This is a genomic window from Nocardia sp. NPDC059195, from assembly GCF_042754695.1.
Lineage (GTDB): Bacteria > Actinomycetota > Actinomycetes > Mycobacteriales > Mycobacteriaceae > Nocardia.
Genome location: NZ_JBHZBG010000011.1, coordinates 173,771 through 192,945 on the forward strand (window position 1 = coordinate 173,771; position 19,175 = coordinate 192,945).

20 protein-coding genes are annotated in these 19,175 nt (G+C 67.0%); 13 read left to right on the forward strand and 7 right to left on the reverse strand.

Annotated features, from left to right (window positions below; all coding sequences use genetic code 11):
• Positions 1–8: 8 nt before the first annotated feature.
• From ACFXKN_RS16830 to ACFXKN_RS16860, 7 genes are all read left to right on the forward strand, one after another.
• Positions 9–1,541: a trypsin-like peptidase domain-containing protein gene (locus ACFXKN_RS16830; protein WP_378940532.1), complete on the forward strand. Its 1,533-nt coding sequence runs from the start codon at positions 9–11 to the stop codon at positions 1,539–1,541.
• Positions 1,542–1,574: 33 nt separating this feature from the next.
• On the forward strand, positions 1,575–1,994 hold the full coding sequence (gene tatB, locus ACFXKN_RS16835) for a Sec-independent protein translocase protein TatB (RefSeq protein ID WP_378940533.1): 420 nt from the start codon (positions 1,575–1,577) through the stop codon (positions 1,992–1,994).
• Between the two features lie 182 nt (positions 1,995–2,176).
• The gene (locus ACFXKN_RS16840) at positions 2,177–3,034 is read left to right on the forward strand and encodes a hypothetical protein (protein WP_056813397.1); all 858 of its coding nucleotides are present in this window, start codon (positions 2,177–2,179) and stop codon (positions 3,032–3,034) included.
• 116 nt (positions 3,035–3,150) lie between these two features.
• A complete protein-coding gene (locus ACFXKN_RS16845) occupies positions 3,151–3,717 on the forward strand; it encodes a hypothetical protein (RefSeq protein ID WP_378940534.1) in 567 nt (188 codons plus the stop codon).
• 91 nt (positions 3,718–3,808) lie between these two features.
• On the forward strand, positions 3,809–4,900 hold the full coding sequence (locus ACFXKN_RS16850; RefSeq protein ID WP_378940535.1) for an XdhC family protein: 1,092 nt from the start codon (positions 3,809–3,811) through the stop codon (positions 4,898–4,900).
• A 152-nt stretch (positions 4,901–5,052) separates the two neighbouring features.
• Entirely contained in the window at positions 5,053–5,646 is a 594-nt protein-coding gene (locus tag ACFXKN_RS16855; protein ID WP_378940536.1) for a TetR/AcrR family transcriptional regulator, read from the forward strand.
• 1 nt (position 5,647) lies between these two features.
• Positions 5,648–6,100, forward strand: a complete 453-nt coding sequence (locus tag ACFXKN_RS16860; RefSeq protein ID WP_378940537.1) for a DUF6640 family protein — start codon at positions 5,648–5,650, stop codon at positions 6,098–6,100.
• A gap of 52 nt (positions 6,101–6,152) precedes the next feature.
• Here the strand turns inward: ACFXKN_RS16860 and ACFXKN_RS16865 are convergent, their stop codons facing one another.
• The 7 genes from ACFXKN_RS16865 to dapE form a co-directional block, all read right to left on the reverse strand.
• On the reverse strand, positions 6,153–7,091 hold the full coding sequence (locus ACFXKN_RS16865) for a glucosyl-3-phosphoglycerate synthase (protein ID WP_378940538.1): 939 nt from the start codon (positions 7,089–7,091) through the stop codon (positions 6,153–6,155).
• Positions 7,088–8,056, reverse strand: a complete 969-nt coding sequence (folP, locus tag ACFXKN_RS16870) for a dihydropteroate synthase (RefSeq protein WP_378940539.1) — start codon at positions 8,054–8,056, stop codon at positions 7,088–7,090. Before folP ends, ACFXKN_RS16865 begins: the two co-directional genes overlap by 4 nt.
• A 139-nt stretch (positions 8,057–8,195) precedes the next feature.
• Positions 8,196–9,962 carry a long-chain-acyl-CoA synthetase gene (locus ACFXKN_RS16875; RefSeq protein ID WP_378940540.1) on the reverse strand — a complete coding sequence of 589 codons (1,767 nt, stop codon included), beginning with the start codon at positions 9,960–9,962 and terminating at the stop codon, positions 8,196–8,198.
• An 11-nt stretch (positions 9,963–9,973) separates the two neighbouring features.
• On the reverse strand, positions 9,974–10,525 hold the full coding sequence (locus ACFXKN_RS16880; protein WP_378940541.1) for a TIGR00730 family Rossman fold protein: 552 nt from the start codon (positions 10,523–10,525) through the stop codon (positions 9,974–9,976).
• Positions 10,522–11,313 (reverse strand): TIGR00730 family Rossman fold protein, encoded by a 792-nt coding sequence (locus ACFXKN_RS16885; RefSeq protein WP_378940542.1) that lies wholly within the window; start codon positions 11,311–11,313, stop codon positions 10,522–10,524. The genes ACFXKN_RS16880 and ACFXKN_RS16885 overlap by 4 nt, the downstream gene beginning before the upstream one ends.
• A 107-nt stretch (positions 11,314–11,420) precedes the next feature.
• Positions 11,421–12,242, reverse strand: a complete 822-nt coding sequence (locus ACFXKN_RS16890) for a TIGR02452 family protein (protein ID WP_378940543.1) — start codon at positions 12,240–12,242, stop codon at positions 11,421–11,423.
• A 237-nt stretch (positions 12,243–12,479) separates the two neighbouring features.
• A complete protein-coding gene (gene dapE, locus ACFXKN_RS16895) occupies positions 12,480–13,574 on the reverse strand; it encodes a succinyl-diaminopimelate desuccinylase (RefSeq protein ID WP_378940544.1) in 1,095 nt (364 codons plus the stop codon).
• Positions 13,575–13,692: 118 nt separating this feature from the next.
• Between dapE and dapD the strand changes: the two genes are divergently transcribed.
• The 6 genes from dapD to ACFXKN_RS16925 all read left to right on the forward strand — a co-directional run bounded on the left by dapD (position 13,693) and on the right by ACFXKN_RS16925 (position 19,117).
• On the forward strand, positions 13,693–14,643 hold the full coding sequence (dapD, locus tag ACFXKN_RS16900; protein ID WP_378940545.1) for a 2,3,4,5-tetrahydropyridine-2,6-dicarboxylate N-succinyltransferase: 951 nt from the start codon (positions 13,693–13,695) through the stop codon (positions 14,641–14,643).
• A 112-nt stretch (positions 14,644–14,755) separates the two neighbouring features.
• Positions 14,756–15,334, forward strand: coding sequence for a hypothetical protein (locus ACFXKN_RS16905; protein ID WP_378940546.1), 579 nt, complete (start codon positions 14,756–14,758; stop codon positions 15,332–15,334).
• A gap of 401 nt (positions 15,335–15,735) precedes the next feature.
• Positions 15,736–16,371 (forward strand): hypothetical protein, encoded by a 636-nt coding sequence (locus tag ACFXKN_RS16910; protein WP_378940547.1) that lies wholly within the window; start codon positions 15,736–15,738, stop codon positions 16,369–16,371.
• Positions 16,368–17,024, forward strand: coding sequence for a hypothetical protein (locus ACFXKN_RS16915; protein ID WP_378940548.1), 657 nt, complete (start codon positions 16,368–16,370; stop codon positions 17,022–17,024). The genes ACFXKN_RS16910 and ACFXKN_RS16915 overlap by 4 nt, the downstream gene beginning before the upstream one ends.
• 129 nt (positions 17,025–17,153) lie before the next feature.
• On the forward strand, positions 17,154–18,233 hold the full coding sequence (locus ACFXKN_RS16920; protein WP_379433335.1) for an NAD(P)/FAD-dependent oxidoreductase: 1,080 nt from the start codon (positions 17,154–17,156) through the stop codon (positions 18,231–18,233).
• Positions 18,230–19,117 (forward strand): RNA polymerase sigma-70 factor, encoded by an 888-nt coding sequence (locus tag ACFXKN_RS16925; protein ID WP_379433336.1) that lies wholly within the window; start codon positions 18,230–18,232, stop codon positions 19,115–19,117. The genes ACFXKN_RS16920 and ACFXKN_RS16925 overlap by 4 nt, the downstream gene beginning before the upstream one ends.
• Positions 19,118–19,175: the final 58 nt, after the last annotated feature.

A 19,175-nucleotide genomic window follows, 5' to 3' on the forward strand; every position in this document is an offset into this window, starting at 1 on the left:
TCTGCGACGTGACAGGCGAATCGACGAATTCCGGATCGGCCGAGCACTCGGATTCAGGAGACAAGCGGGGCACGCTGCGCCCTTCCGACGCACCGAGCCTCGGTCCGCGCCCGGTCTACCGGCCGCACATCGACAGCCACACCGCGCGTGCGTTCCGCCGCCCGAACGGCCAAGCCGGTTCGTTCGCACCGCACGATCCACAGCGCGCGGCCGGTAGAGGCGCCGACGAAGGACTCGTGCAGCGCCCGCCGGACGGTGTGCTCGCCGAGGCGTTCGCCCGGCCCGAGGGCTCCTCGGAGCTGTTGCAGCGCGAGCCCGGCGCCGACGAGCCGAAGACGGTCATCGCGGGTCCGGTCGACCCGTGGCGCGATCCCGACGCGGCGGCCCGGCTCGGCGCTCCCGCGGTGGACACTCCCCCGCCCGTCCGGCTGCCTGTCGCGGACAAGCTGAGCGCGCGCGAGGTGCTGTTCGGTTCGCGGGTGGCGCCCAAGGCATTGGCGATGCTGGCCGCGCTGGCACTCGGCATCGCCGTCGTCGGCGGGCTCGTCGGCCGGGTCACCGCCGAGACCGCGTCCACGCTCACCTCACGCAAGGTGACGCTGGATCAGAGCGCGGGTGTCGAGACACCGCACAGCCAGATCGCCGCCGTCGCCAATGCCGTACTGCCCTCGGTGGTCTCGATCCGGGCCACGGTCGGCGACAACGGCGCGACCGGTTCCGGTGTGGTGATCGACGGCGGGGGTTACGTCGTCACCAACAATCACGTGATCTCGATGGCCGCGACCGACAAGTCCAACCGGGCCGCCATCCAGGTGCAGTTCTCCGACGGCACCCGGGTGCCCGCGCAGATCGTCGGGCGCGATCCCAAGACCGACCTCGCGGTGCTCAAGGTCGAGGCGAAGAACCTGACGGTGGCCAATCTCGGCAAATCCGCCGACGTGCAGGTCGGCGACGATGTGCTCGCGATCGGCTCACCGCTCGGCCTGAGCAAGACCGTCACGTCCGGCATCGTCAGCGCCCTGCACCGCCCCGTGAAGCTCGCGGGCGAGGGCAGCGATACCAACGCGGTCATCGACGCCGTGCAGACCGACGCCGCGATCAACCCGGGTAACTCCGGTGGCGCGCTGGTCGACATGCAGGGCCGGGTGATCGGCATCAACACCGCCATCCGCAGTGAGACCGGCGGTTCGGTTGGCCTCGGCTTCGCCATCCCGGTCGACGTGATGACCACGGTCACCCAGACCCTGATCCGCGACGGCCAGATGCACCACCCGGTGATCGGCCTGAGCGCGCGCACCAAGACCGTCGCCAACGAGGTGATGAGCGGTGCGGCCGTCGCCGATGTGGCGCCGGGCAGCCCCGCCGACAAGGCGGGCATCGTCGAGGGCGACGTGGTGGTGCGGGTCGGCGACCGCGAGGTCACCGGGCCCGACGAGCTGGTGGTCGCGGTGCAGTCGCGCAAGATCGGCGAGACGGTGAACGTGCAGTTGATCCGCGATGGCAGGCAGGTGGACGTGCCTGTCACCCTCGAATCCGACTGACCTGCGGGCGCGCGCGCCGGGTAACCTGGATTCGTGTTCAGCAACATCGGGTGGAGCGAGATGATGATCCTGCTCGTCGCCGCCCTCGTGATCCTCGGCCCGGAGCGACTGCCCGGCGCTGTCCGCTGGACCACCGGCGCGCTGCGCCAGGCACGCGACTACGCCAGCGGCGCCACCTCCCAGCTGAAGCAGGAACTCGGACCGGAGTTCGACGACCTGCGCAAGCCGCTCGCGGAGCTCAACGAGCTGCGCGGGATGAGCCCGCGGGCCGTGGTCACCAAACACCTGCTGGGCGGCGACGATTCGGTGCTGCGCGATCTGGAGAGCGCGGTGCCCGACAAGAAGCAACTGTTCGGCACCAGCAGCGGCATGCCCGGTGCCCCGTCGACACCCGCGCCGCAGAAGTCGCTCGAGCACAACGAGCGCCCCCCGGTCGACTACGACGCGACCTAGACCACCGAACACACCGCACGGTCGGCATTTGCTACGAGATCGCGCCGGTCGGACTCTGCGGCGACGACCTCGCTTCTCTGTGATTTGCCGATAAATCCGCATCCGAGGGTGTTGTCTCGCAAGACAGTTCGATGTCAACGGTTATAGACACACAATGCTGTCGAGCTGTCTAGACTTCGCACATGTCGGCCGATGACGTGGCACGAGTTTTCGCGATCGAGGACAAGGTCGAGAGACTCAAAGCAGCCACCGACGGGGTGGCGGCTGCTCAGCAGACCATCAACGAACTAACCAGGATCCGGCGGGCCGTGATCCGAGAACTCCATGCCGACGGCTGGACGTTCGCCCGGATCGGCGCCGCCGCCGGATTGTCGCGTGCGCGCATCCACCAGGTGAGCACCCAGGGCCCAGTTCCCGAAGGATTGTTCTTCGGCCACGGCACACTGACCGTGCTCGCCCCCGAGGTCCGCTCGGGCAGGCTACTCGGCGCACCCGACCCGCAAGCCGCTCAGCGCCTGGCCGAGCTGCTGCGCCAACTCGGCTTCGCCGCCAACGTCGAGACGTTCATGCCGGGCAGGCCGATCGACCTCAATCGCGACGGGCTGGTGATCCTCGGCGGCCCCGAGCTCTCGCCCAGTCTGCGCCAGCTCGTGGTGGCCGATCCGCGCCTGCGCCGGACCGTCACCAGAGCGGGCGATACCCGGCGCGGCATCGAGGACAGGGCCGCGCGCCGTGTCTACCGCCCCGGTGGCACCGAACCGCACGACATCGCCTACCTGGCCCGGCTCCCCCGGCCCGACCGCCGCGGCAGCATCATGTTGATCGATGGCCTGCATCCGCCCGGCTCGCTGGGTGCGATCCGATTGCTGGCGACCCGATTGGCGACCCTGCACGAGCGTGCGAGCAGTCATTTGTTCTCGGTTCTCATCGCAGTCCGGTACGACCGCGCTACCGGTGAACCGGTTGATGCGGATCTACTCACCCCGGTATACCGCCATGAAACAGACCCCAAGTTGGCTACGACCCGGGTTCGTCCCTAGGCTGATCTAAACTCTCCGTGCTTAGTGATCTGCATCACTGTACTGTTATGGATCACAAGTCGTCCGCGATGGTTAGATTGCTAGCGAGTAACCGAGTGTGAGTAGGTGAGCATCACATGTTCTCGTCTCCAGAGGCCAGCGCATGCCGGGTTCTGCCGGTACGCGCGGCAGGTCACCCACGGCCCGTTCCGCCCTTCGAGGCGGAGCCGGCTACCGGCGACGTCATCGTCACCACCCATCGCGTGACCTATAGCGACCGCCTGAAGGTCTTCATCGGCCCGCACGAGGACGTGGACAGCTTCCTGCGCCCGTTGCGGCGGATGGATGGTCGCCAGCGCTACGCGCTCGATCTGACCGTGCTGTCCGAGCCGGTGCCCGCCACCGAGGTCACCACGACGGTGAGTTCGGCGCGCGGCGATCTCGCGCTCGGCTGCGCCGGTTCGGCGGATGCCATGACCCTGCAACTGCGCACGAGGGTCGACCACGTCACCCGGCGCTTCACCCTCGGACTACCCGGCGGCCGACTCGGCCTGCCGACGGTGTACCTCCCGCACGGCGACGAGGACACCTACGTCTACCCCGAAGAGGTGTTCACCGCCGACAACGCGGTGGCGATCTTCCGCGACTTCTTCCACGCCGGTACGGTTTCCGCCGGTCTGCAGCACCGCGAGATCCTCGACTGAGCGCTTCTCGCCGCGCGCGAATGCTCGACGATAGCTAGGCTGGTCAGCAGGTCACAACGCCTCGACGGTGACTGTGAGAGGCCGGTGCGTCATGCGTGATCTCCTCGGACAGCTGCTCGAACTGCTCCCCGATCAGGCCGTGGCGCTGGCCAGGATCGTCGATCGGACAGGTGCGGGTCCACGCGAGACCGGGGCCGCGATGGCGGTGACCGACGACGGCCGCGTGCTCGGCTCACTGTCCGGTGGCTGCGTCGAATCGGCGGTGCTCACCACCGCAGGCCAGGTTCTCCTCGACGGCCACGCGAGCCGCGAGCGGTTCGCGGCCGCCGACCAACTCAACGTCGGCCTCCCGTGCGGAGGCGAGATCGAAGTCTTCGTCGAACGCCTCGACCACAACGATCTGCCCGCCTTGCGCGCACTCCACACCGCACTCGACGTCCACCACCCGGTCGCCTACGCCACCACCCTCGAACCGACCCCCGACCGAAAACTCTTGCGCCCCGGCGATTGCGCCCCCTGGCGCGGCCTCGACCACGACGCCGCCGCCCTCCTCGCCGCAGGCCACAACGGACTCATCGGCGCCCAGGACTGCACGCCCGCCCTGGCCGAACGCCCCCGCACGTTCGTTCAGGTCTTCCGCTCCCCCGCCCGGATGATCCTGGCCGGCGCCAACGACTACACCCGTGCCATGACCGTCGCCGCGGCGAACCTCGGCTACCACGTCACCGTCGTGGACGCCCGTGAAACCTTCACCACCCCAGCCCGTTTCCCGGCGGCCGACGAGGTGGTGGTCGACTGGCCGCACCGCTATGTGGAAGCCGAACAGGATGCGGGCCGCATCGACAACCGCACCGTCATCTGCGTCCTCACCCACGATCCCAAATTCGACGTCCCTCTCCTGACTTCGGCCCTACGCCTACCAACAGTCGGTTTCATCGGTGCCCTCGGCTCCCGCCGAGCCCACACCGACCGCACCACCCGCCTCCACGAATCCGGCCTCGCTGACACCGAAATCGCCCGCATCCGAAGCCCTCTCGGCCTCGATCTCAACGCCAACACCCCCGAGGAAACCGCGATTTCCATCCTCGGCCAAATTCTCGCCGAACGGAGCGGCGCCACAGCGAAACCCCTAGCAACGCTGGATGGTCCGATCCACGGCCCCGGAGAAAGTGCCAAAACCTAGAGACTCGTGGCATGCGGGGCGGATGGCGTGGACGCCATCGGGGCAAACCATCAACCCGATGTAGGCAGTGGCACGCACCGACTGTTCATCTACTACACACTTCGATACAGTTTGTATCGAAGTTCTGGAACAGAGTGTTCGAAAGGAGCGCCGTGCGACCACCCGACCCACGAACGGTGCGCAGTCTCGATGCTGCGCTCGCCTCGGCCAGAGAGCTATTGGTCGAGCAGGGAGTGGCCGGTCTGACGCATGGCGCGGTCGCGGCCCACAGTGGAATCAGCCGGGCCACGCTGTACCGGCTCTGGCCGGAGCCGACCGATCTGGTCCGCGCCACATTGACCAGGCACATCACCCTCGCGCAGTCGCAGCCGACCGGAGATCTGCGTGCCGATCTGCTGACCGAGCTGTCAGCCACCCGCGCGATGCTGCACGACCCGGTGACCGAGCAGGGGATGCGCGTGATGATCGAAAGGGCCGCTGTCGACCCGAAATTCGCCGAGGTCAAGGAGGCGCTGTACCGGTCGGGAACCCGGGCGGTGCGCGCGATTCTGGCCCAGGCCGTTACCCGTGCCGAACTGCCGGCCGAACTCGATATCGATCTAGCCGTCGATCAGCTGCATGGTCCGCTGTTCTTCCGGCGACTGGTCTCCCATCGGACCTTCGACGTCGACTATGTGCGCGACGTCATCGACGACTTCCTGCGCAGCCGCGCCTCGAAAACCCCACACCAGCAAGGAACCTCGTGACATGACGACCATCGTCTCCAGAAGTCTGTCCGCTCCACGCGCTCTCGCCGTGCTCGTTGCGGTCATCACCGCATTCGGTGCCCTGCTGGCCGATTTCGTCATCCCGGGCGGCGCTGTCCAGCACCTACGCAACGACGACTGGCCGCCGCACGCGAAATTCCACGATGCCCAATACATCGTCATGTCCATCCTGCTCGGTGCCCTCGCACTGATCCTGCTGATCGGTCGCGGCAACATCACCCGATCCCGGATCTGGACGTCCTGCGCCCTCCTCGCCACCCCTTGGCTGGGTCTACTGGCCGCGTTCCTGTTCCCCGGCACCGCCATCGAGGACCCCGGATTCGACAATCCGACTATCCTCGGCCTCCACCCCCAGGTCCTGCTGGCCGCGATCCTGCTGATCCTCCTACTCACCGCAGGCCTGCTCACCACCCGTTCGCAACCGCGGGGCTGAGACGACAAGCGCCGCACCGGTCTACGGCGATGCGGCGCTCGAAGTAATTCGGCTACGCCGCGACCTGTTCCGGTCGAAGGGTTTTCATCGGGGGTCGGTCTTCGAGCGAGACCGTGGTGGTGTGGGCGATGAATTCGCCTTCGATCAAGGGGAACTGGGTCAGCGGAGCGCCGGAGTCGGGGACGCCGCTGCGGCGTAGCGCGGTGCCGAGGATCTGGCGGCTCATCACGCCCAGGTCGGACAGCGGGCGGTTGCGGTGGGTGCGCACGCCCAGGTTGACCTGGGTGATGGCATCCAGGCCCATGTGGTCGTAGGTGTCGAGGAGCAGGCCGATCTCCACGCCGTAGCCGGGCGCGAACGGGACCGCGGTGAGCAGTTCGCGGGTGCCCGCGTATTCGCCGCCGAGCGGCTGGAGGACCTGGGCCAGTTCGGGACGCAGGGCCGCCAGCAGGGGGCGGGCGACGAGTTCGGTGACGCGGCCGCCGCCGTTCGCGTCGACGGACTCGCCTTGGCGCAGCGGGCGGCGGTAGTAGGCCTTGGACAGGTGCGTGCCCTCCATGGTCAGCAGCGGGCCGAGGAGCTTGGGCACGAAGTCGGGGTCGGGGTCGATCAGGTCGGAGTCGACGAAGGCGATCAGGTCGCCGGTGGTGGCCGCCAGCGATCGCCACAGCACCTCGCCCTTGCCGGGGACCGGCTCGAGCTCGGGAACGGCTTCCTCGCGCGAGATCACCTCGGCGCCCGCCGCGCGTGCGCGTTCGGCGGTGGCGTCGGTGGACCCGGAGTCCAGCACGATCAGTTCGTCGACGAGCGTGCCGAGCAGCGGCCGGATACTGGCCACGACATCGGCGACGGTGTCCTGTTCGTTCAGCGCGGGCAGCACCACCGAAACGGTGCGGCCCGCCTTGGCGGCGACGAGTTCGCCGACCGTCCAGTCAGGGGTGTCCCAGGTGTGGGTGGTGGCCCAGGCGGGCTCGCGGTGTTGGATTTTCATGCCAGACCTCGCAGAGTTCGTGCGGGGGGACGGATGCCCTGGATCGCGGCGATCATGTCCACGACCCGCCGGGTTTCGGCGACTTCGTGAACCCGGAAGATCCGAGCGCCCGCGGCGGCCGACCATGCGGTTGCCGCCAGTGTGCCCTCGACCCTTTCGGTAAGACCTACCCCTAGAGTCTCCCCGATAAAATCCTTGTTGCTCAGTGCCATCAGTACTGGCCATCCGGTTTTTACAAGACCGTCGATTCCGCGCAACAACTCGAGCCCGTGATAGGTGTTTTTTCCGAAATCATGGGTGGGATCGATCACGATCCCATCGGCTCGCACGCCCGAGGCCGCAGCATTTTCGGCCGTGGCGACGACGGTGGCGGTCACCTCGGCCACCACATCGGCATACCGAACACGATGCGGACGGGTGCGCGGCACGGCGCCACCGGTGTGGCTGCAAACGATGCCGGCACCCGTATCGGCGGCGACGTGCACGAGGTCGGGGTCGGCACCGGCCCAGGTGTCGTTGATCAGGTCGGCACCGACGGCGACCGCCGCCCGCGCGACCTCACCGCGCCAGGTATCCACACTGATCAACAGGTCCGGATACTTCGCCCGGATCGCCGCGACGAACGGCACCACCCGCTGCGTTTCCTCGGCCGCGTCGACGGTGACCCCCGGCCCCGCCTTCACGCCGCCGATGTCGACCAGATCGGCGCCCTCGTCCACCGCACGCGAAACCCGTTCCATCGCGGCCTCGTCGCTGAACGTGGCACCACGGTCGTAGAACGAGTCCGGCGTGCGATTCACGATCGCCATCACCAACGCGCGATCGGTCGCCACTTCACGCCCACAAAAAGTCTCGTTCCGCCTCCCCGAGACTTCTGCCGACAACTCGGGACCGCGACTGCTTGTGCTCCGGGCAGGCGGTTCGTTCTCTGGTCGGGGTCCGGGCGTGCCCGACGAGTTACCCATGTGCATTCCCGCCCCTCCGCGACTTATGGCCAGACTCGAGTGGTCGGAATTCGCGTTGGCGACCTGCGGACAGGCGTCGGCAAAGTCTGCCCGTCCCCGACAAGTTACCCATGTTCATGCGAAATCAGAAGTTACCTTGCTAGCGCGGGGCGCGACCGGACGCGACGTCTTCGGCGTATTCGTCGTAAGCGGGGATGTAGCCGTCTTTCGGACCGGACAGCACGTACAGCTGACTGTCGGGGTCGGGCGCGTAACCCTGCTTGCGCAATTCCACCTTCCGGCTCTTGAACGTCGAGGTCTGCTCCAATTCGGCGACCACGCGCACGTACAGCGGGACCGCGTACAGCGGCAGCCGCCCGTAGGCGGTCGTCGCCAGGGTCTTCCCGTCGAAGGTGGCCTCGGCGGACAACGTGATCGCTGCCATGCCTGCCTTGCCGTCGGTGCCGGGAATGTCGACACCGTAGACAACGGCTTGCTCGATGCTCGCGTCGTGCCCGAGTGCGCCCTCGACCTCGGTGGTCGCCACGTTCTCGCCCTTCCAGCGGAAGGTGTCGCCGAGCCGGTCGACGAACGCGATGTGCCAGAAATGCTGATCGCGGACGAGGTCGCCGGTGTCGAACCAGCAGTCGCCCTTCTTGAAGCCGTCACGCACCAGCTTGGATTCCGACGCCTTCTCGTCGGTGTAGCCGTCGAACGGCTGGCGGTTGTTCACCTTCGCCAGCAGCAGCCCGACCCCGCCGGACCGCACCCGGCGCAGCTTCCCATCGCTACCGCGGCGAGCATGGCCGGTCTCGTCGTCGTACTCGACGACCGCGTAGGGCAGCGGGCACAGGCCGACGGTCCGGTCGATACCGAACGCGTTGACGAACGCCAGCGGCGCCTCGCTCGACCCGTAGAACTCGACCACCCGGCCGATCCCGAACCGGCGACGGAACTCGTCCCACAGCTCGGGCCGCAGCCCGTTGCCGACGGCCAGCCGGACCCGGTTGCCCTGCTCACCGGGCCGCACCGGCTGGTTGATCAGGTACCTGCACAGCTCACCGATGTAGATGAACGCGGTCGCCCGCTCGCGTGCGATCTCGCCCCAGAACCCCGACGCCGAGAACTTGCGGCTGAGCACATAGGTCGATTCGCCCGCGAGCACGGCCGACAGCGCGACCGTGAGCGCGTTGTTGTGATAGAGCGGCAGGCAGCAGTACAGGGCGTCGTCGGCACGCAACCGGATGCCGAGCCCGCCGAGCCCGGACATGCTCTTGGTCCAGCGCTGATGGGTCATCACGCTGGCCTTGGGCAGACCGGTCGTGCCGGAGGTGAAGATGAGGAACGCCCGCTCCCCTGCCAGGACCTGCTCGCACACGGCGGGGTCGGAATCGGTTGCGGTGCGAGCGGATTCGTCCAGTTCCTCGGCGGTGAACACATTCGCCGCGGGCTCGGGCAGCGAATCCAGCGCCTCCGAGCACTCCTCGCCGACGACAGTGAGCACGCTGCCCAGCAAGCCGATGCTGTGTGCCAGCACCTGATCTCGCTGGTTGTAGTTGAGCAGGCCGACCGTGGCGCCGAGCTTGAGCACGGCCAGTACCGTGAACAGGGTTTCGGGCCGGTTGGTCATCAGCACACCGACCACATCACCGCGCTGCACCCCGCGCACGGAAAGCACCGCGGCGTACCGGTTCACCTCGCTGTTGGCGGCGCGGTAGGTGTAGGAGCGGCCTTCGAAACGCAGGAACACCCGGTCGGGCCTGCGGTGCGCGACCCGCTGGAAATACAGCCCGATGGAGGCTTTGTCCTTGGGCCCCACCAGCATTCCGCGCGCGTTGCGCAGCATGCCGGGAGCGTCGAGTGCCATTCCGGGCAGGGCCTTGGCCAGGTCGAACACGCTTACCGTGTCGCGGGCGTCTTTGCTCACGTCGATCTCTCCTACTGTGCGGCCGCGGCCGGTTCCAGCGCGGCGAACGCTGCGGGCAGGTCGGTGGCCACGATGAGCCGGTCACGTGCCTGCCTCGGCACAATTGTGCGCTCGGACAGTTCGTCGATCCAGCGGAACAGGCCGTCGTAGAAGCCGTTCGCGTTCAGCAGCACAACCGGTTTGGTGTGTTCACCGAGGTAGCCGCCGGTCCAGGTCTCGAACAGTTCCTCGAGTGTCCCGATGCCGCCCGGCAGGGTGAGAAACGCGTCGGCCCGCTGTTCCATCAGCTGTTTGCGCTGGCGCATCGTGTCGGTGACGAGCAGTTCGTCGGCGCCGACATCAGCGACTTCCTTGTGCACCAGATGTTTCGGGATCACCCCGATGGTGTGCGCGCCACCGGCCCTGGCAGCGGTGGCGACCGCGCCCATCATCGACACATGACCACCACCGGAAACCAATTGCCAACCGCGCCGGGCGATTTCGGTGCCGACGCGCGCGGCGAGGCTGATCAGGTCGGGATCGGTGGTGCTGGCGGAGCAGTAAACGCAAATGGAGTAGCTCACCACTGATCCTCGGTGCCGAGACGCTCGATGTTGGCGTGGTCGCCGGTTTCGCCCTGGATGATCCGCACGACCTCGTCGACGCTGTCGGTGAGCTGGATCAGATCGAGATCGGTGGGCGAGATCTTGCCCGAACCCGCCAGCGAGCTGCGCATCCAGTCGACCAGACCGGACCAGTAGTCGGTGCCGAACAGGATGATCGGGAACCGGGTGATCTTGCGGGTCTGCACCAGGGTGAGCGCCTCGAACAGTTCGTCGAGGGTGCCGAAGCCACCGGGCAGGCAGACGAAGGCCTGGGAGTACTTCACGAACATCGTCTTGCGGACGAAGAAGTACCGGAAGTTGATCCCCAGATCCACCCACTCGTTGAGCCCCTGCTCGAACGGCAGCTCGATCCCGAGCCCGATCGAGTAGCCGCCCGCCTCCGAGCAACCACGGTTGGCCGCTTCCATCGCACCGGGCCCACCGCCGGTGATCACCGCGAAACCGGCCTCGGTGAGCGCGGTGCCGATCGCCTTGCCTGCCACGTACTCGGGATGGTCGGGGCCCGTACGCGCCGACCCGAACACCGTCACCGCGGGCGGGATCTCGGCGAGCGCGCCGAAACCCTCGACGAACTCGGCCTGGATCCGCAGCACCCGCCACGGATCGGTATGCACCCAATCGCTGTCCTGCCGCGTATCGAGCAGGTTCCGGTCCTCGGTCCGCACGCCGGGCTTGCGCTCCCGGCGGAACATCACCGGACCACGAAACTTCGGTCTGACCTTCCCAACCTGCTCATCAGCGGACATGACCCCAACTTACTGTGTCGGATTCCGGGCACGGGCGCGCACTTCTCGATCGGTCGTCCGCAACCCTCTCGGCGCTCTGCCGGAACCCCTACACGCACTCGGATCTACTATGCCGCGAAGACGGTTCGGAAGGTAGTGAGGATGGTCTCGCCAGGGGTCCGGTCCAGTATTGCGAAGGTGATCTCATCAAAGTGCCCATTGAACCGCCCACCATCGGCTAGCAGTGCATGGAAGGCACCGGCCACCATGCCTGGGTCGTTGCCGTAGGCGCCGCAACCCCAGGCGCCCAGTACCAAACGCCGGTAGCCGACCGCTGTTTCGAGAATGCGCTCGGCGCGGGTGGCCAGCACCGCGGGTATTCGATGCGCCTGGCTCGCCAGCTCCTGCATGATCACGTTGGTCCGGGGCGCCGGGCAAGTGAGGAAGCCGACCATATAGGGGCTGTCGAGCAGGACGCCCGTGTCGTCGCGGAAGACAGGCACGGCGGGAGACAGGATCACGCGGTCGCTGTAGAAAGGGTCCGGTGTGCGTCGGTGGTGCTCGTAGTATTGCGGCACGGCCAGCAGGGTGGTGTACAGCGCCGACGCTCTACACAGGGCTTCTTCTTGGGTGCGGGCGCCGGCGAGGTAGTGGCCGCCGGGATTGCGGGCGGACGCGAAATTCAGGACGGCGACCGGCTCCGGATCGGTATCGTGCATCCGGAGCGCCGCGGCGAGGCTGCTCTCCCCGGTCACTGTGATGACGGTGGTGGCCTCGCCGCGGGTGATGACCGGGACCGGGTCGGGACCGTACATCCGGGTTCCCTGAACGGCGGCTTGCACCCTCGATGTCAACGAGACATAGTCTCCGCCGGGCGCCAGGTAACCGCCAGCTGCGATGATCTGCTCGTTGTCGGCGGCGATGGCTCGGAAGCGTTCGGACACGCCCACAATGCTCTCATGGCTCGAGACAACCGCCAGCCCAGCCACCGCATCGCGGTCTCGTCACCCTCGTGCCGATCACCCGCTCCGAGAATGTATTTCGCAACCCACTGCAGAGACTCCGGGATTTCGGTACCCACGAACTATGACTCCGTCGACTGCTTCAGCTGAGCCGCGCGGGTCGCTCATCACGCAGGTGCTCCAGCCCTGCGCAAAAGTCCGAACGACCCTCCGCGCTTGCGCACATCACGCGCGCGAGAGGTAGGTCCGCAGCATTGCGGTGACGGCGGTGATCTGGCTCAGCGGGACGTGTTCGTCGCGTTTGTGGGCGAGGTTGGGGTCGCCGGGGCCGAAGTTGACGGCGGGGATGCCGCGGGCGGCGAAGCGGGAGACGTCGGTCCAGCCGTATTTGGCGCGTACGCCGCCACCGCCGTGGGCGTTGACCGAGTCGATGAGGGTGCGGGCGGCCGGAGCGGTCAGGCCGGGGAGCGCGCCGGGAGAGGAGTCGGTGACTTCGAAGGCGATGTCGAGTCCGTCGAAGACCTCGCGGACATGCGCGATGGCTTGCTCGACGGTGCGGTCGGGGGCGAAACGGAAGTTCACATCCACCTCGGCGATATCGGGCACCACATTGCCCGCGACCCCACCCGAGACCCGAACGGCCGACAGACCCTCGCGGTACACACAACCGTCGATATCGACCTCGCGTGCCGCATAGGCCGACAACCGCGCCAGCACCGGCGCGAGACCGTGAATCGCGTTCTCCCCCAGCCATGCTCGCGCCGAATGCGCGCGTACACCCGAGGTGGTCAATCGCACCCGCAAGGTGCCCTGGCACCCGGCCTCGATCCAACCGGCCGACGGTTCACCGAGAATCGCCAAATCTCCTTCGAGCCATTCCGGCAATTCGCGCTCGATACGTCCGAGGCCGTTGAACTCCGCGGCGATCTCCTCGCCGTCGTAGAAGATCAGCGTCAAATCGTGGGCCGGATCGGCGATCGTGGCGGCCAGGTGCAGGAATACCGCGTCGCCGGACTTCATATCGACTGTGCCACAACCGAACAGCACCGCTTCGCCGTCGACTTCAGCCGGTCGGCTCGGCACATTGTCCGCGATCGGCACAGTATCGAGATGTCCCGCCAGAATTACCCGCGTCGGCAGTCCGCGCTGTGTCCGCGCCAGCACCACATTGCCGTGCCGCACCACTTCGAACCCGGTGGTCTGCTCCCGGATCGCCTGCTCGACCAGGTCCGCGATCTTGGCCTCGTCGCGCGAAACGCTCGGCACGTCGACGAGGTCGGCGGTCAGCTGGATGGGATCGGCACGCAAATCGAGGGTCACATCTCGACACTAGTACGGGCGAGCCACCGATCCACGGATCCGGGCGAAGCAGACCGCGTGGTCCAACGCACAGGGCCCGCGGCACACCGCAACGGCTGGAACGGGCAAAATGGCGTCCGTGAGTATTCAGGGAGCAACTGCAGTCGGTATCGCCAATGTGACCTCGGACGGGACCGTCCTCGATACCTGGTACCCCAGCCCCGCGCTGGGCGAGTTCACCGAAACCGGCTCCCAGCGCCTCGACGCCGCTGAGGTGCCCGAGTTCGCCGAGCTGCTCGGCGTGGACGCGGCGCGTGGGGTCGAGGTCGTCGCGGTGCGCACCACGATCGCGGACCTGTCGGCCGCCCCGATCGACGCGCACGAGGTCTACCTGCGCCTGCACCTGCTCTCGCACCGTCTCGTCCAGCCGCACGGCCTGAACCTCGACGGCCAGTTCGGCCTGCTCAGCAATGTCGTGTGGACCAACCACGGCCCGTGCGCGGTCGACGGCTTCGAGCAGACCCGGCTGAAGCTGCGCGCCCGCGGCCCGGTGACGGTGCTCAGCGTCGACAAGTTCCCCCGCCTGGTCGACTACGTGGTCCCCTCCGGCGTGCGCATCGGTGACGCCGACCGGGTCCGCCTCGGCGCGCACCTCGCCGCGGGCACCACGGTCATGCACGAGGGCTTCGTCAACTTCAACGCGGGCACCCTCGGCAACTCGATGGTCGAAGGTCGTATCTCGGCCAGTGTCGTGGTCGGCGACGGTTCCGATGTGGGCGGCGGCGCTTCCATCATGGGCACCCTGTCCGGCGGCGGTACCCAGGTCATCTCGGTCGGCGAGCGTTCGCTGCTCGGCGCCAATTCGGGCCTCGGCATCTCCCTGGGCAACGACTGCGTGATCGAGGCGGGTCTCTACGTCACCGCGGGCACCAAGGTCACCGGACCCGACGGCACCGTAGCCAAGGCCGCGAGCCTGTCCGGTCAGGACAACCTGCTGTTCCGCCGCAATTCCACCACCGGCGCTGTCGAGGTCGTTCCGCGCAAGGGCACCGGCGTCGAACTCAACGCCGCACTGCACGCCAACGATTGAAATATCGCGAATTCTTGACGGTACGTCTTGAATTGCCGCGGTAGTTTATGTTTTCGTTACGCTTCGTGCGCCGTCCCGATCGGGGACAGCGAATGCGGAGGGATTCACGAAGATGAAGTTCGGAAAGATCACTGCTGCTGTATTCATGGCGGTCGCCGCGGTGGGGATCACCGCGGCGACAGCACATGGTTCGCCCGCCGTCGCCGCCGAGCAGTCCACGGCGGCTCTGGACGGCGTGACGGTTTCCCCGGTGGACAAAGCCATCACCTGGGCCGTCGACGGCGGCAAGTTCGAGATCGCCGCCGACGGTGCCGCGGTGCTACTCAAGGGTGCCGACGGTGCCACGGTGGACCAGGTGTCGCTGCGTCAGGAGGTCGCGGGCCTGCCGATCGCAGTCACCCCCGAGATCAGCCAGGACGGCCGCACCGTCAAGCTGGCCGCGTCGATGACGCCGCAGGATTCCGCGAAGCTGAGCGATGTCGCGGAACTGAAGGACATCAGCGCCTACGACCGCTTCATGTACCAGACCCAGAAGAATATGCCCGGGATCGTGGTCGGTGGCCTGATCGGCGTGCTCTTCCCGTTCCTGTGGTTCGTCACCATCCCCGCCGGCATGTTCCTCGGCGGTTACGTGATGGGCGGCGAGGAGTTCCGCGAAGCCGTGGTCGCGTACCTGACCGGTCAGCCCTGATCCGATCTCGCGTCCAAAGGCCTCGCACTCTTCGAAGTGCGGGGCCTTCGCGCTGTTGCGCACCGACAATTCTCGACATCAGAAACAATTCAGCAAATATTGCGAACTCATGACGATCAAGCCAGGGCGACCGCACCATTCCAGACCACCCACGCCGAATAGTCGCGACTGTTAGGTGATCTGCATCACCATCGATCATCACATCTTGATATCATTCCGCGATCTTCGATCTACTGTGGCGTCGTTGAATTCGGCCGGGGGCATTTCGGCGACATTGGTCGACCGGATGCATGCCGGTGTGAGTATTGAATTGAAGGGTGGGGTCGCATCGCATGGCGGGTCGACACAGAAAAGTCAGACGCAGCGCTCTACGCGCATCAGTCGCGGGTATACCGCTGGCTGTGGCTGTCAGCTACGCGGGAAGTGTGCATGCGGCTCCGGCTGAATTCATCGCGCCGCAACAACCCGGCGTGGTCGTGCCGCCGACGCAGCCCGGCGTGACCACGCCGGCTCGGCCCGCGGCGGAACCGCCACCCATGGAGTATGTCTCGCCCGAAGCGGACGCGCGCGGTGTCGCCCCCGAGACGGATTACCTTCCCACGCGCCAGGTCCCGCAGCGGGAGTACGTCGCACCGCTGCAGTTGGAAGAACTGCATGCGCCCGAACCCGAGCGACCGGTCGCGCCGATCGTTCCGGTTCCGCGAGTGCTGCGGGCGGGTGATCTCATCACGCCTGCACCAGAGTTCCTCGACCAGGGAATGGTCGATCAGTTCAATGCGATGGGCGCCGGTCCCGAGGCGCAGATCTCGCAGTTCGCCAGGTCGGTCGGTGTCGCACCGAGTAGAGCGGACAAAATCGCCGCTGGCGCCGTCGGAGGAGCCATTCGCGGTGCCGCGATCGGCTGTGTCGTGCCTGCCGCGCTAGCGACAGCCACCGTTGTCGCCGCACCACTGGCGCCGCTCAATTGTGTGGCCTGGGGAGCGGTGGGGCTTGCCGCTGGCGGGCTGATCGGTGCGGGCGCCGGAGGTCTGCAGTGACTGACTCAGCACGGCGGATCCAGACCCGATTGTCACGCAGAATCTTGGCGGCGGCTATCCCGACTATCGCCGCTGTCGGCATAGCAACCGGCACGGCCAATGCCGAGCAAACCGTGCCGACGCCACCAGGTTCACACGAGACCGCGCTGTCCCCGGTCAAGGGCACAGCGTCCGGCATCGGATACAGCGCACAGCCGACCGTCGACGGCTCCGGCCTCACCACCACCCTTGATGCGGGCATCTTCTCCTTGTCTGCAGCCGGTGACGGCGTCGACGTCCGCGGTCCCGCTGGGGAGATCGTCGACTCGGTGGCACTCGAACTGCGCATCGGAGACCGCGAGGTGGCATTACACCCTGAAATCGCCAACGGTGGCACGTCGATGACGCTCCGCCCAGTGGGCCTGCCAGTCGCGGCGGGCACCGTCAGTGCCACGGAAGAGCGGTGGAATGCCGCGGTGCAGCGCGCGACGATGGGCGCCATGATCGGAGCGGGAATCGGACTCATCCCCGGTCTGTTCATCGGGATCCTCATCATCCCGATATTCCTGTTCCCTGCGATCGGGGCCGGGATCGGCTTCCTCGTGGTCGGCGGTCAACCCCTGATCGATGCGGGCATCGCCCACTTCACCGCCCCGCCGGCCCCGCCTGCGTAAGCTGCCAAAACAGAAGCCTCGCACTCTTCGGAGTGCGAGGCCTTTTGCTGTGGTGCACATCACCGTCACAGCGAATCCCCGCGCCGCATCCCATGGTCGAACACACAGTTCCCATGGCAGGAGGCACAGATGAACATCGTGGTTATCGGGGCAGGCTACGCAGGGACTGTCGCGGCGAATCGGCTGCACAAGAAGGTTCCTGACGCGCGGATCACCGTGGTCAATCCGCGGGGTGACTTCATCGAGCGGGTGCGATTGCACGAGCAGGTCGCGGGCAGCGGTACCGCGGCCCGGCCGCTCACCGAGATGCTCACAGCGGGAATCGCGCTCGAGACCGCGAGTGTGGACAAGATCGGCGACGGCGATGTCACCCTCGACAACGGCCGGATCCTGACCTTCGACCACGCGATTCTCGCGGCGGGCAGCATCGCGGATCCGCTACCCGGTGCGATCCCGGTCGGCGTGTGGGAAGGCGCCGAGCAGGCACGCGCCGCGCTCGAGGCGCTGCCCGCGAACGGGATCGTCACGGTGATCGGTGGTGGGCCGACCGGGATCGAAATCACGGCCGAGATCGCCGAAGCTCGGCCCGACCTGCGGGTACGCCTGGTGAGCGATACCGTCGCGCCCGCGCTCTCGGCTGGTGCGCAGCGGCATATCCGGCACACGCTCGCGCGATTGAACGTGGAGATCGTGGCCGACCAGATCACCGAAATCGATGGGACGACCCTGCGTCTTGGCTCTGGCACCGAACTCGATTCCGACCTGACTCTCTGGGCGATCATCTCCGCGGTACCCGAACTGGCCGCCCGCAGCGGACTCGCGGTGGACGCCGACGGCCGAGCCCTGGTCGATGCCAACTTGCGCAGCCGCACCGATCCGCGCATCTTCGTCGTCGGCGACTGCGCCGCGGTCCCCGGAATGCGGATGGCCTGCGCCACCGCCGCACCGCAGGGCGCGCACGCGGCCGATACGCTGGCCGACATGATCAAAGGACGTGCGCTGCGGCCGTTTTCGATGGGCTACGGCGGCGTTGGGCTGAGTCTGGGCAGGCGCGACGGACTGATGCAGACGACTGACCGCGCGGACAACGCCGGTCGGCTGTTCTTGGGCGGGCGTATCACGGCCTTCGCCAAGGAACGCGTCAACCGCTACGCCGCGTACGCCTCTCGCACCGGCAACAGCGTGTGGTTGAGCGGCCCGGCGCAGTGACCCACGAGGCTGCGACACTCGAGGGCATCTTCACCGATAACCGGCGGTTGCTGTTCTCGATCGCCTACGAGATCCTCGGCACGGTCGCCGACACTGAGGACGTCCTGCACGACAGCTACCTGCGCTGGCGCGAGATCGATCTCGCGCTGATCGACAATCCGCGCGCCTACCTCGCCCAGATCATCACCCGGCAGGCGCTGGGCGTACTGCGGTCCACGGCCCGCAGGCGCGAGGAGTACATCGGGCCATGGCTGCCCGAACCGCTTGCCACCGAGGCAGCCGACGGGGTCGAACACGTGCTGACCGGCGAGGCGGTGACCACTGCGATGCTGCTCGTGCTGGAGAAGCTGACGCCGGTACAGCGCGCGGTGTTCGTGCTGCGCGAGGTGTTCGCGTTCGACTATTCGGAGATCGCGGCCGCGGTGGACAAATCCGAAGCGGCTGTGCGGCAACTCAATCAACGCGCCCGCGATCGCGTGCACGCGCAGCGACATACCGCGATCGCCACGCCCGCCGAGGCCCGATCGGTGGTCGAGCGGTTCGCGATCGCCGCCGCTACCGGCAATGTGCAAGCACTGATGGACGTGCTCGCCCCCGAAGTGGTGTTCCTCGGCGACGGCGGCGGTGTGGTGAACGCGGTGCGACGGCCCGTACTCGGCCAGGACAAGGTCGCTCGGCTGGTCATCGGCCTGCTCGCCAAGGGCCAGCGAATGGGCACGATGGGTATGCACTTCGGCGTCTACAACGCGATGCCCTCGATCGTGGCGACCGTCGACGGCATGCTCGATCAGGTGACCTCCATCGAAGTCACAGGTGGTGTCATCACCGCGCTGTACAGCGTTCGCAATCCCGACAAGCTCAGGACCGTGCGCGTTCCGACATGAAGCCTGACCGTGGGCGCGTGGGCACGTGCCCACGTGCCCACGTGGGCGAGCGCACAGC